Origin of the sequence: Gordonia sp. McavH-238-E (assembly GCF_022348225.1) — a bacterium.
In the GTDB taxonomy this organism is placed as follows: domain Bacteria; phylum Actinomycetota; class Actinomycetes; order Mycobacteriales; family Mycobacteriaceae; genus Gordonia; species Gordonia terrae.
The window spans coordinates 297,524-310,083 of record NZ_JAKRFE010000007.1 but is presented as its reverse complement, the minus strand read 5'-3'; the positions used below and the strand labels follow the sequence as shown (position 1 = coordinate 310,083).

Annotated in this window: 13 protein-coding genes and 1 tRNA gene; 8 read left to right on the top strand and 6 right to left on the bottom strand. The window is 67.4% G+C overall.

Annotated features, from left to right (window positions below):
- The first annotated feature begins 2 nt into the window (after positions 1-2).
- Complete coding sequence (locus MHN80_RS13050; RefSeq protein ID WP_239402106.1) at positions 3-1,256, top strand: glycosyltransferase; 1,254 nt, start codon at positions 3-5, stop codon at positions 1,254-1,256.
- Here the strand turns inward: MHN80_RS13050 and MHN80_RS13045 are convergent.
- Positions 1,253-1,726, bottom strand: coding sequence for a helix-turn-helix domain-containing protein (locus MHN80_RS13045; protein ID WP_239402196.1), 474 nt, complete (start codon positions 1,724-1,726; stop codon positions 1,253-1,255). The genes MHN80_RS13050 and MHN80_RS13045 overlap by 4 nt on opposite strands.
- A 54-nt stretch (positions 1,727-1,780) precedes the next feature.
- Here MHN80_RS13045 and MHN80_RS13040 point away from each other — a divergent pair, with 54 nt between their 5' ends.
- Together MHN80_RS13040 and MHN80_RS13035 are read left to right on the top strand one after the other, a co-directional pair.
- The gene (locus tag MHN80_RS13040; protein WP_239402194.1) at positions 1,781-2,608 is read left to right on the top strand and encodes an acyl-CoA thioesterase II; all 828 of its coding nucleotides are present in this window, start codon (positions 1,781-1,783) and stop codon (positions 2,606-2,608) included.
- The gene (locus MHN80_RS13035) at positions 2,593-4,011 is read left to right on the top strand and encodes an MFS transporter (protein ID WP_239402104.1); all 1,419 of its coding nucleotides are present in this window, start codon (positions 2,593-2,595) and stop codon (positions 4,009-4,011) included. Before MHN80_RS13040 ends, MHN80_RS13035 begins: the two co-directional genes overlap by 16 nt.
- A 193-nt stretch (positions 4,012-4,204) precedes the next feature.
- On the opposite strand, the gene MHN80_RS13030 is transcribed toward MHN80_RS13035, so the two are convergent.
- The 4 genes from MHN80_RS13030 to MHN80_RS13015 all read right to left on the bottom strand — a co-directional run bounded on the left by MHN80_RS13030 (position 4,205) and on the right by MHN80_RS13015 (position 7,535).
- On the bottom strand, positions 4,205-5,125 hold the full coding sequence (locus tag MHN80_RS13030; protein ID WP_239402103.1) for a glycosyltransferase: 921 nt from the start codon (positions 5,123-5,125) through the stop codon (positions 4,205-4,207).
- The gene (locus tag MHN80_RS13025; protein WP_004021813.1) at positions 5,122-5,961 is read right to left on the bottom strand and encodes an ABC transporter ATP-binding protein; all 840 of its coding nucleotides are present in this window, start codon (positions 5,959-5,961) and stop codon (positions 5,122-5,124) included. The genes MHN80_RS13030 and MHN80_RS13025 overlap by 4 nt, the downstream gene beginning before the upstream one ends.
- A gap of 13 nt (positions 5,962-5,974) precedes the next feature.
- Positions 5,975-6,838 (bottom strand): ABC transporter permease, encoded by an 864-nt coding sequence (locus tag MHN80_RS13020; protein ID WP_239402102.1) that lies wholly within the window; start codon positions 6,836-6,838, stop codon positions 5,975-5,977.
- A gap of 145 nt (positions 6,839-6,983) precedes the next feature.
- On the bottom strand, positions 6,984-7,535 hold the full coding sequence (locus tag MHN80_RS13015; RefSeq protein WP_101820726.1) for a bacterial proteasome activator family protein: 552 nt from the start codon (positions 7,533-7,535) through the stop codon (positions 6,984-6,986).
- A 60-nt stretch (positions 7,536-7,595) separates the two neighbouring features.
- Between MHN80_RS13015 and MHN80_RS13010 the strand changes: the two genes are divergently transcribed.
- Both MHN80_RS13010 and MHN80_RS13005 read left to right on the top strand, forming a co-directional pair.
- Entirely contained in the window at positions 7,596-8,792 is a 1,197-nt protein-coding gene (locus MHN80_RS13010; protein ID WP_239402101.1) for a cysteine desulfurase-like protein, read from the top strand.
- A 71-nt stretch (positions 8,793-8,863) separates the two neighbouring features.
- Positions 8,864-9,361, top strand: coding sequence for a MarR family winged helix-turn-helix transcriptional regulator (locus MHN80_RS13005; RefSeq protein WP_004021809.1), 498 nt, complete (start codon positions 8,864-8,866; stop codon positions 9,359-9,361).
- 94 nt (positions 9,362-9,455) lie between these two features.
- Here the strand turns inward: MHN80_RS13005 and MHN80_RS13000 are convergent, their stop codons facing one another.
- Positions 9,456-10,427, bottom strand: a complete 972-nt coding sequence (locus MHN80_RS13000) for an NAD(P)H-quinone oxidoreductase (protein WP_239402099.1) — start codon at positions 10,425-10,427, stop codon at positions 9,456-9,458.
- A 77-nt stretch (positions 10,428-10,504) separates the two neighbouring features.
- On the opposite strand from MHN80_RS13000, the gene MHN80_RS12995 reads away from it, so the two are divergent.
- From MHN80_RS12995 to MHN80_RS12985, 3 genes are all read left to right on the top strand, one after another.
- Positions 10,505-10,592: transfer RNA gene (locus tag MHN80_RS12995), tRNA-Ser, on the top strand.
- Between the two features lie 154 nt (positions 10,593-10,746).
- Positions 10,747-11,385 (top strand): hypothetical protein, encoded by a 639-nt coding sequence (locus MHN80_RS12990; protein WP_239402097.1) that lies wholly within the window; start codon positions 10,747-10,749, stop codon positions 11,383-11,385.
- 93 nt (positions 11,386-11,478) lie between these two features.
- The gene (locus MHN80_RS12985; protein WP_239402096.1) at positions 11,479-12,351 is read left to right on the top strand and encodes an exodeoxyribonuclease III; all 873 of its coding nucleotides are present in this window, start codon (positions 11,479-11,481) and stop codon (positions 12,349-12,351) included.
- Positions 12,352-12,560 lie beyond the last annotated feature (209 nt).

Here is a 12,560-nt window from a genome sequence, read left to right as displayed (position 1 = left end):
CCATGAGCACACGAATCACCATCCTGGCTTTCGGCACGCGGGGGGACGTCGGGCCCATGACCGGTCTGGCGGCGGGACTCGCGGACCACCTGGGCGCGACAGTGGCGATCGCCGCGCAGCGTCCCTACGAATCGATGATCACCGGGTCCGGGTTCGAGTACCGACATCTCCCGCGGGACACCGAGGCCGATACTCGTGCGTCGACGTACGGACAGGCCATGGTCGACGGGCGCCGACTCAAACCCTCCAGGGAGGCGCTCGAGGGTATGCGCGAGGATCTCCGCGGCGTCGGCGAGGCCATGGCCGTTGCCGCTGAGGACGCCGACCTGATTCTCTGCGGCGGTCCGGTCGGCACGATGCTCGGTTGGCACGTTGCCGAGGCAAGCGGGCGGCCGAGTGCCGCGGTGGTCCTACAACCGTCGTATCCCACCGGGAACTTTGCGCCACCGCCACTCGGCACACGTTCATACGGTCGCTGGGGAAACCGTGCGGCGTGGAATCTGGCCGCCGCCGGTGAGAAGTTCTTCGCGCCCTTGATCGATGACCTCCGTCGGACCCTGGGTCTGCCCGCTCAGTCGGTCGGCGCTCGTCGTCGCCTGCAACGATGCTGGACCCAGCTGTGTGGGTTCAGCAGTCACGTTGTGCCGACTCCGCGTGATTGGCCGGATCATGTGCACACGACCGGATACTGGTGGCCTGTGGACAGTTCCGCCACGAAGCCTTCCGCCGAGCTACTCGACTTCCTCGACGACGGTCCTCCACCGGTGTTCGTCGGCCTCGGCAGTACAGCCATCAGCAACGGCGAAGAAATCAGTACGATCGTCGCGGACGCGCTGCGCCACACCGGTCGAAGGGGTGTCGTACAGCGCGGGTGGGCTCGACTGGATGGTGGCAACGACACCACAACACTGCACACCATCGATGATGTGTCCCATGCGTGGCTCTTTCCGCGGACTGCCGGGGTGGTACACCACTGTGGAGCGGGGACCACTGCCTCGACATTGCGATCGGCAACCCCCTCTATCGCCTTGCCCGGGATCATGGATCAGCCGTTCTGGGCTCACCGTCTCCAGCAACTGGGGTGTTCCCCCCGCCCGATTCCGCGCAGCACACTGACCGCCGGGCAGCTCAGCGAAGCGATCACCGAGGCGGTCGACGATGGCCGATACCGCCACGCTGCGACCGAGCTCTCGGCCAAGCTGTCCTCCGAGGACGGGCCGCTGGCCGCGGCCCGGGTGGTGGAAGCTTTGCTCTAGCGCAGAGCCTTCAGCGGATTGGCCGCCGTCGCGCCGGGGCCGGCGTGCACGCGAAGGTCGCCGACGGCGATGCGCTCGCCGCACGCCGAGCACGTCGGTTCCACGGTCATCGTCTGCCCGCACGAATGGGTCGACACCACCGGCGCACCGTCTTCCGCGGTCCACTTGTCGCCCCACTGACGCAGCGCGGCCAACACGGTCCAGAGGTCGCGCCCCTTCTCGGTGAGGCGGTAGTCGTAGCGCACCGGGTTGTCTTGATACGGCTCCTTGGTCAGGACGCCGTGCTCCACGAGGGTGTCCAGTCGCTGTGTCAGGACGTTCCGGGCGATGCCGAGGCGAGACGAGAACTCGTCGAAGCGCGTCACGCCGAACATCGCGTCCCGAACGATGAGCAGCGTCCACCATTCACCGACGACCTCCAATGTCTGGGCGATCGAGCAGTTCATCTCGGCGAACGAGGCGCGGCGCATGAAATCCAGACTAGTGGGTTGCATGACGCAACTCAACCTGCTTGCATGAGTTGCGTGAAGCAACTCAGCAGGCACAGCCCTGTCGACGACGGATTGTCGGACAGTTTCGGAGCGACCCCGACCGGCGATGGCCGTTGGTCGGCGACCATCGACCCCTCCTGGTGGGGGTGGTCGGGTCCGCACGGCGGTGCGATCGCGGCGTTGGCCGTCCGGGTCGGTGCCGATGCGGCGCCCGACGTATCGGTGCGCGCTCTCGATCTGCGGTTTGTCGGCAAGCCGGACGGCGGGGAGTTGCTCCTGACGCCGTCGGTTCGGGAGGTCGGTCGGTACACCCGGATCGTCGATGTCACGGTCACGCAGGCCGGTGTCGAGGTCGCGACGGCGTCGGTCACCGCGGGACGCGTCGGCGATGCGGAGATCACGGATGTCGTCGATCGGATCTCGGGCGTGCCTGGTCCGGAAGGACTGGCCGCGTTCATGATTCCACGCGACATCGTGCCCATGGGTGCGCATTTGGACCTGCGGCCGGTCGACGGTCCGCTGCCGCTCACCGGCGCGAGCGAGTCGTGGATGCGCGCCTGGATCACCACTCGCACCCCGATGGCCGTCGATGCCGCCTACCTAGCTCTGCTCGCAGACTGTCTGCCGCCCGCGGTGTTCCCGACTCTGACTGCGCCTCTGGCGCTTCCGACGGTCGCCTTCTCCATGCACGTGACCGCCCCGTTGGACGATCCGACCCCCGCGCCGGTTCTCGTCCACACTCGTAACACGTCGACGTCCGGCGGGTGGTCGGTGGACGACACCTCGCTGCGCGACCGCAACGGCCGACTCCTGGCCTCCGCACGCCAGAGTCGTCGCGTTCTCGGATGGCCGACCCGATGACCGCCACGCGTGCCGGAACATCCACCCCGGCCACACTTCACGCGCGTCCGGGCATCGTCCTGCTCATCCTGTCCGGAGCCGCGTTCATGGCCAGCCTCGATGTGTTCATCGTCAACGTGGCCTTCGACGACATCGGTGCCGACTTCGCCGACGCAACCCTGTCGCAGATGTCGTGGATCCTCAACGCCTATGCCATTCTGTATGCCGCACTGCTGGTTCCGGCCGGGCGGATCGTCGACCGGTACGGTCGCAAGGGTGGATTCCTACTCGGTCTGGCGATCTTCACCGTCGCGAGTGCCGCATGTGCTGCAGCGCAGGGGGTGTGGTGGCTGGTGGCATTCCGGGCGCTGCAGGCGCTCGGCGCGGCGATCCTGACCCCGGCGAGTCTGGGGTTGGTGGTCTCGACGATCCCGCCAGAGCGCCGCGCCCGGTCGGTCCGCATCTGGGCCGCCACCGGGGCACTCGCCGCTGCGTTCGGACCGGCTGTCGGCGGGTTGCTCGTCGAGGCGTCATGGCGCTGGGTCTTCCTGGTGAACATCCCGGTGGGTGTGGCAGCCCTCGTCGCCGGGGCTGTTGTGCTGGCCCGTCCCCGGAACGACTCGGTCAGCGGCTTTCCGGATGCACTGGGTGCGACGCTGCTCGTCGTGTCGGTCGGTGCGCTCACGCTCGGCCTGGTCCAGGGAAGTGAGTGGGGCTGGTCGGACTTCCGGATCACCGGGGCATGGGTGATCGCCGTGGTGGCTCTGGTGGGGTTCATCGTCAGTTCGATGCACCACGACGAACCGGTCATCGCGCCGGCTCTGCTCCGGGTCCGGGCGTTCTCCGTCGCCAACGTGACGATGCTCCTGTTCTCGATCCCGTTTGCCGGCGCACTGCTCGCGAATATTCTGTGGCTGCAGCAGGTCTGGGGCTTCTCGCCGATCGCGACGGGGCTCGCGGTGTCGACCGGACCGCTGATGGTCCCGATCTTCGCGGCCGTCTCCCATCGTCTCAGCGCACGCGTGCCGGTCGGTGTGCTCGTCGCAATCGGGTGCGCATTGTTCGGGCTCGGCATCGTGCTCGTCGCCCTGTCGGTCGACGCCACACCCGATTTCGCATCGGAGATCCTGCCGGGGTGGCTGATCGGTGGCGTGGGAGTGGGATTCGCGTTGCCGTCGATCCTGTCGTCGGCGACCGCCGACCTACCCGCTGATCAGGCGGCAACGGGGAGCGCGGTGGTGAACATGAGTCGCCAGATCGGCATGTCCCTCGGCGTCAGCCTGCTGGTCGCGATCATCGGTACGTCGGTCGTGTACACAGACGTGCACCAGTCGTTCGTGACCGCGTGGTGGGTTCTCGCGGGAATCGCTGCGCTGGGGGCTGTTTCAGCGTTGGGGATGACCCCGCGGCATGGTGCTCCCTGATCCGAAAGAAGCGCCCCCTCTGCTCCCTGAGGTGGCCGGACCCATGGCTCCCTGAGGTGCGAGGAGCGCAAGCGACGAGCCTCGAAGGGCTCGGTCACGTGCCTCGCAGGGCCCTTCGAGGCTCGCTTCGCTCGCACCTCAGGGAGCGTGGGCGGGCTCGTTTCACCTCAGGGAGTAGAGCAGGATCTAGCCCTCAGGGCCGCGTGAACCGTTCCCGGCGACCGAGGCCGCGGAGTCGTACCCACTCGGCGAACCCCTTCGGATCGCGTTGCTGCACAAGGAAGAACCATCCGAACCGGGCGTACTCCTGGGGCAGCAGCTTCCGGAGTCCGGGCTGGCTCATCAGATAACCGCGGTTGCGGTACGTGAAGAACCGTTTGGTCTCGTTGTCCGGGTACTGGGTGTGCATGCGACCGCCGAGAATCGGGCGGAACTCTGCCGACCCGTCCGGGTGCAGGTAGCCCGCGCGCAGGCATGTCCCGAACCGCACACCGGATCGCACCAGACGACGGTGCACCTCGACCTCGTCGCCGCGGAAGAACAGCCTCAGGTCGGGAACACCCACTTGCTCAAGGCAGTACGCGGAGAACAGTGCACCGTTGAACAGGGACGCGATACCGGGCAGCAGGTCATCGGACTGCGCCTCACCGTCGGCAAAGAGCTCTGACCGCTTCCGCCGCCAGACGAGTCCACGACGCAGCGGGAAGGCGAGGATGTCGGGGTCGTCGAGGTTGGCGACGACGGGCGACACCTCGTCGAGCCGATGGCGCTCGGCGCAGTCCAGGAGCGTCGAGAGCACGGTCGGTCCGTCGGGGCGCCCGTCGTCGTCGGCGCACCAGACCCAGTCGGCGCCGAGGGCGAGCGCGTGCAGCATGCCGAGGGCGAAGCCGCCGGCGCCGCCGAGGTTGCGCTGCGAACCGAGGTACGTCGTCGGAACTGACTGTGCGGCAACCAGTGCCGCCACCTCGGGTTCGTCGGCGTTGTCGACGACGATCAAGTGGTCAACGGGCCGGTCCTGTCCGGACACCACGGCAAGTGACTCCGCCAGCAACTCGACGCGACGGTGGGTGACCACCACCGCGATCACCTTCTGGCCGGCACCGGCGTCGGTCACTCCGGCTTCCCCTGCGCGTCGGACTTCTCGAGGTCGGCGATCACTTTCCGGACATGCGCCGCGGCGTCGGGTCCCTCGTACGCGCCGACGACCTCTTCGATGCCGCCTTCCATCCGGACCTGACCGTGGTCGATCCACAGGGCGCGGTCGCAGAGCTGGGCCAGGAACTCGTTGGAATGGCTGGCGAACACCAGGATTCCCGACCGTTCGACGAGCGCCTGGAGCCGACCGCGTGCCTTGCGCATGAAGTCGGCGTCGACCGCACCGATGCCCTCGTCGAGGATGAGGATCTCGGGATCGATGGAGGTCACGACGCCGAGCGCGATACGCACGCGCATACCGGTGGAGTAGGTGCGCAACGGCATCTGCAGGTAGTCACCGAGCTCGGTGAACTCCGCGATGTCGTCGATCTTCTTCAGCATCTCCTTGCGGGTCATGCCCAGGAACATGCCGCGGATGATGATGTTCTCGTAGCCGGAGATCTCCGGGTCCATGCCGACGCCGAGGTCGAAGACGGGTGCGACGCGGCCGTGCACCCGGCACGCGCCGCGGGTGGGTTCGTAGATGCCGGAGAGCAGGCGCAGCAGCGTCGACTTGCCTGCGCCGTTGTGTCCGACCAGGCCGACCCGGTCGCCGTGCTTCAGATGCAGGTTGATGTCCTTGAGCGCCTCGACGACCACCACGTTCGACTCGGTGGAACCGATCACGCCGCCGGCGGCGCCGATGACCGACTTTTTCAGCGAGCGCGTCTTGGCGTCGAAGATGGGGAAGTCGACGCACGCATCCCACGTGTCGACCCGGACCCGATCGTCGACGGGGTTGATGTTCTTGGCCATCTCGATTCCGTCCCTACACCCAGTACGCCACGCGGGCCCGGTAGTTGCGCATCACCAGCATCGCCAGCACCCAGCCGACGGCGGTGCAGCCCAGGACGACGGCCCAGTGATAGAACTCCACCGACTCACCCAGCAGCGGCCCACGTGCGATCTCCAGGTAATGGAACATCGGGTTCAGCTCGACGAGCTTCAGCCGCGACGACGTCTCGCCCGTCGAATTGCCCAGGCTCTGGGTGGTCCAGATGATCGGCGTCATGAAGAACACCAGCTGCACCACGGTGGTCAGGAGTTGGCCGATGTCGCGGAACCGCGTCGACAAGATACCGAAGACGATGGTCACCCAGATCGAGTTCAGCACGTAGAGCACCAGCGCGGGGACGATCAGCGTCACCGTCCAATTGAGCGGCGGCGGAAAGATCAGGAACAGGATGACGATGATGACGACGTTGTGGGCGAAGATGATCAGCGCTCGCCACACGACCCGGTAGACGTGCACGCTCACCGGGGCCGGGAGCTGCTTGATCAGGCCCTCGTTCTTCGAGAAGACTTCCGCACCCTCGAGGATCGAGCTCGAGATGAAGTTCCAGAAGATGAAACCGAGTGCGACGTACGGCAGGAACACCTTGATGTCCATGCCGAACAACTCGCCGTAGAGCAGGCCCATCGCGATGGCGGTCACACCGGTTGCGATGACGATCCACAGCGGTCCCAGCACCGAACGGCGGTAACGCTGCTTGATGTCCTGCCAACCGAGATGGAACCACAGCTCGCGGCTTGCGAAACCGTCGCCGAGGTCCTTGACCGCGCGCGCGAAGCTGCGCGAATCGGACCCCTCGGGACGCGCGGGAATCGCGTCGTCGTCTACTACCGCTGACACGAGGAGTCAGCGTACCCGTCGGCCCATTTGCTGCTCCCCGCTGGTTGAGCAGGCGACGAGCGCAGCCGCCGGGGCGAGCAAGCGGCCAAGGAGCGCGTCGAGGTCGAGGAGCCGTGTCGAAGCCACTCGACCCGACCCACAGCTGTCAGAGGTACTGCCCGGTGCTGTGACCGGGACCGCCGGGCGCGGGCATCCCGGGCGGGAGCGCGCCCTGTCGCATCTGCTCGAGCTGCGCGCGGGCGGCCATCTGCTGGGCGAACAGTGCGGTCTGGATGCCGTGGAACAGGCCCTCGAGCCAACCGACGAGCTGGGCCTGTGCGATACGCAGTTCGGCATCCGACGGGGTGCCCTCGTCGGAGAACGGGAGGGCGAGCCGCTCGAGCTCTTCACGGAGCTCCGGCGCGAGCCCCTCTTCGAGTTCACGGACCGACGACTGGTGGATCTCACGCAGGCGGTTGCGCGACGCGTCGTCGAGCGGAGCCGCGCGAACCTCTTCGAGCAGCTGCTTGATCATCGTGCCGATCCGCATGACCTTGGCGGGCTGCTCGACCATGTCGGCGACGCTGGTCGATTCCGACGACTCGTCGCCCGTCTGCCCGTCCGTCCCCGCGCCGACGATGATCACGTTGTCGGAGTCGCCGGCCGAGCCGAACGGTCCTGGGGTCGGGCCGGGTCCTGGAGTGCCTTCGATAGCCATGGGCTCCATTGTGCCCGGACACCGCGAAACGGCAGATCGCCGACGTCTATCCTCGTGCCCATGGCTTTCGACGTCGCCTATGTGCGTGGATTGATTCCATCGCTCGGCGACGGCTGGATCCATCTCGACCCGCAGGCCGGGATGCAGATCCCGGATTCGGTCGCGACCGCGGTGACCACCAGTTTCCGCTCGCTCTCCGCCGCCCCGGGCGGGGTGTATCCATCGGCTCGGGCGAGCGCCGAGGTGGTCGACGGTGCGCGCCGGGCGATCGCCGATCTCGTCGGCGGCGACGCCGCGGGTGTGGTCCTCGGACCGTCGCGCTACGCGCTGTTGTCCGGTCTCGCCGATGCGCTCGCGCCGCACGCGTGGTTGCGCGGCGATGTCGTCGTCACGCGCCAGGACGACGAACCGAACATCGTGCCCTGGCTCCGTGCCGCCGATCGGTACGGCGGCCGCGTCCGCTGGGCCGAAGTCGACGTCGAGACCGGCGGCCTCCCGGCCTGGCAGTTCGGCGACCTCGTCACCCCGGAGACGGAGGTTGTCGCGGTGACGCTCGCGTCGTCGACGACTGGGGCGATCACCGACATCAGCGAGATCGCGCCCCTGGTCCGTGAAGCAGGTGCACTGCTTGTTGTCGACGCCACGAACGCCGCGCCGTACCTCAGCCTGGACATCCACGATCTGGGTGCCGACGTCCTCGTCGTGTCGGCCGAGCGCTGGGGTGGTCCGCGGATGGCGGCCATGGCCTTTCGCGAGCCCCACCTGATAGACCGCTTGAAGCTGATGGCCATGGATCCGGCCGCGCGCGGGCCCGCCCGGCTGGAACCCGAACCGCACCAGGGCGCGATGCTCGCGGGGCTCGTCGCATCGGTGGAACATCTGGCCGGACTCGACGAGGCCGGCATCGGCAAGCGGCGGCGCCGCCTCGTCACCTCGATGGACGGTGTCTACGAATATCTCCAGCGCCTCACCTACTACCTGGTGACGACACTGTCCCAGCTCAACCACGTGAACTTCGTGGGCACCGAGGACAACCGGATACCGCTGGCGAGTTTCACCGTCGAGTCCGTGGGTGCGGACAAGGTGGTCCGACGCCTGGCCGACAACGGTGTCTGCGCACTCGCCGACCTCCCCAATCGCGCGCTCGCGCGCATGGGCGCACCCGATTTCGGCGGGGCCGTGACGGTCGGGCTGGCCCCGTATTCGACGCCATACGAGGTCGACCACCTAGTGCGCACACTCGGTTCACTCGCCTGACAGCGCGCCGGTAACGTGCCGGTATTCACTATGGTGTTGTTTGAGTTAACGACAATGTATGTTGTCATGCTGTGTCGGCAAAAACGATTGATGGTCCAGACAAGGGCCCACCCCGGTCGCTCACCGCTGCCGAGGCGGAGAGTTGGAAGAACCTGGTCGACGGCGGCTGGGCACTGTTCGCCCGCGTCAACGACGAGTTCACCAAACGGAGCCTGTCCGTATCCGACCTGCGCATCCTCGAAGCGGTCTGCACCAGCCGGCAGCTGGGCGTGAGCGAGGTCGCCGATGCGGTGCACATGCGCGTCAGCACGGTGTCGCGCATGATCGCCCGCCTCAGCAACGACGGCGACATCGAGCGCCTCGAGTCCAAGGTCGACGGGCGGCATCGGCTCGTGCGACTCACCGATCAGGGACGACGCACCCTCGCCGACCACGTCAACGTCCGCGATCGGGTGATCCGGCAGTTCGTGGTCGACGCGATGAGCCCGGACGAGTTCGCCGCGCTCGGTGCCGCGTTCCGCAAGATCCGCGCGGCGGTCGACGCCGCGGAACCTCCTACTGCCGGTTGAGCAGGCGACGAGCGCAGGGGACCGCCCCCCTGCTGGTTGAGCAGGCGACGAGCGCAGCGAGGAGCCGTGTCGAAACCACACCCTCCGCACTCGATCACCCCTCGACGCTCAGCAGCACCTTTCCGACGACGTCTCCGCTGTTGAGGTGATCATGCGCGGCAGCGGCATCGGCGAGCGGGAACACGCGGTCGACGACGGGAACGACCTCCCCGGCTTCGATGAGCGGCCAGGTGCGGGTCAGCGTCGACGCGACGACCTCGGCCTTGCCGCCGGGACCGTGCACGGGCCGGGCGCGCAGCGTCGTGCCCATCACGGACAAACGCTTCGCCAGCAGATGCCCGAGGTTGATCTCGGTGGTGGTGCCGCCCTGCATGCCGATGATGACGAGGCGCCCGTCGGTACGTAGCGCCTTCAGGTTCGACTTCAGGTATTTCGCGCCGATGATGTCGAGGATGACGTCGGCGCCGCCGGCGTCCTTGAGGACCTCGGCGAAGTCCTGGCTCGAGTAGTCGATGAGGATCTCGGCTCCGAACTCGCGGCAGCGTTCGAGCTTGTCCGGGGTGCGAGCGGTCACCGCGACCCGCGCGCCCATCGCATGGGCGATCTGGGTGGCATGCGTGCCGATACCGCTGGACCCGCCGTGGACCAGCAGGAGCTCGCCGGTGGTCAGGTGAGCGGTGTCGAAGATGTTCGACGACACCGTGCAGGCGACCTCGGGCAGCGCCGCCGCGGAGACCAGGTCGACGCCCTTCGGTACCGCGAGCAGCTGCTCGACCGGCACGGCGACCTTCTCGGCATAACCGCCGCCGGCGAGTAGTGCGCACACCTCGTCGCCCTCGGACCAGCCGGAGACGCCATCGCCGAGAGCCGATATCCGCCCGGAGACCTCCAGGCCGAGGGTGTCCGACGCACCGGGTGGCGGGGGATAGTTGCCCGCACGCTGCAGGATGTCGGCGCGGTTCACGCCGGCCGCGACCACGTCGATCACGACCTCACCGGCAGCGGGGGTCGGGTCGGGCACATCGGAGAGGGACAGGTTCTCGGATTCGACGACGATGGCTTTCACCTCTTCGATGGTGTCACAGCGCACCGGAGTGCCAGGCGAGGTCCGTTCCGGCGTCGCTGTGTAACCTTGCTCGTCAGGGAAGCGTGGCAGAGCGGCCGAATGCACTCGCCTTGAAAGCGAGCGTGGGTAAAACCACCGGGGGTTCAAATCCCTCCGCTTCCGCCAGATCAGAAGGGTTGTTCCGGCGCCCGGTTGGGTGTCGGAACCCGCGCCCGCGCTGTTTCCCGGCCAAAACTAGTTGCGGGTCCTTAAACCCCAGTGCACAGTGCGGGGCGCTGTCGGCGGCCTCCGATACGTTCCCTGCATGGGCGGAAATCGGATGACCTCTTCGCGCGGTCGCTATATCCGCGGTGACCGGTGTGCCAACTGCCTCGGCGACGAGCCTCGAACGTCCAAACTGGAATCGGAAGTGTTCACGCTCCTGGGATTCGTGCTTGGTCACGGCGAGCGTGATATTCGCCTGCCGAGTGACGCGCGCATGCACTTGGACATGCGTTTCCTCTTGCCGGACGGTCGGATGCTCGGGTTCGAATACGACGGAGCGTACTGGCACTCGGGTAAGGAAGACGCCGACCAGCGGAAGGCGTATCGCGTTTTGCAAGACCGACTCGCCTGTGTCGTGATTCGCATCCGAGAGCAACCACTCGCCGCGTTGGCTCGAGAAGACGTCGTAGTCCCGTATGGCTCGTCGGCGTCGGTGATAACCGCTGTGACGCTCGTCCATCTGTGTCACTTGGGGTTGGTCGACGATCCGACGGCCCACCGCGTCGAGACCATGATCGGAGTACTCGGCGAGCGTCTCGCCGACGAAGAGCTCCTGTGTGATGACTGTTGGGACTTGAACGCTCAGCTGACGGGTGTTGGCGTCGAAGACTTCGCTCGCGACAGGCGCCGACGATGGGATCGCCGCCGCAGGGGCGGCGGTCCGGCCACTCGACGACGGCTCAACTTCCGGTGAGGACTAGCTCGCCGGACGGCCGAACCGCGGCGCAGAGCACCCCGTGCGAACGCTCACACCGCGCGGACGAGATCAGCCGTGGAAGGTAGGGACATGGGCGCCGGTGATTTCACCGTTGCATCGTTCAACGTCAACGGGATTCGGGCTGCGCGTCGTCGTGGCTTCGACGCCTGGCTTGCCGGACGGCAGCCCGATGTGGTCGGACTGCAGGAGTTGCGGTGCGGCATCGACGACGTCGGCGACTTCGACGGTTATCACGCTGCGATCGACGTCGGCTCCATCGCGGGACGGAACGGCGTCGCGGTGCTCACCCGAGACGAACCGGCCGCGGTGCGCACGTGGGTGAGCCATCCGCCCAAGGCCCGCGGACTGCCCGCCTTCGCCCACGAGGGCCGCTACATCGAGGTCGACCTCGCCGATCGGCCGCTGACCGTTGCCAACATCTACCTGCCCAAGGGTGGGCTACCCGCCGAGTTGCAGCGTCCCGGTTCGTCGCGCGAGCCGCTCGACGGTGGCGCCAAACACGCGCGCAAGCAACGCTTCCTGGCCGGGTTCACGCGTGAGTTGGCGCGCAACCGGCTCGCCGCACGTCGCGCCGGCCGGGAGTTCCTTCTCCTCGGTGACCTCAACGTGGCGTACCTCGAACACGACGTCACCAACTGGCGCGCGGCCCGCAAGATGGAGGGCTTCCTGCCCGAAGAACGGGCGTGGTTCGGCGAGATCACCGGGCCGCGCCGGCTCGTCGACGTCGTCCGCGCAATGCACGGCGACCGCCCCGGACCGCTCACCTGGTGGAGCTGGGCGGGCGAGTCGTTCGTCAAAGACGTCGGATGGCGCATCGATCACCAACTCGCGTCGCCCGCACTGGCCCGGCGGGCGCGCGCGGTGGCGGTCGACAAGGAGGCATCGCCGGACGCTCGGCTGTCCGATCACGCCCCGCTGGTGGTCGAGTACGCCGATCTGTGAGTCCGGGCGCTCGGCGCCATCCGGATCACGCAAGCCGGTTGTGGCCCAGTGGCTTCGACTCGGCGCCTCGACTTCGACGCGCTCCTTCGTCGCTTGCTCGGCCCGGCGGCTGCGCTCGGTGCCGGCTCAACCAGCGGTGGGGTGGCTCGGCGAGTGGCTTCGACTCGGCGCCTCGCTGGCGCTCGGTGCCGGCTCAACCAGCAGTGGGT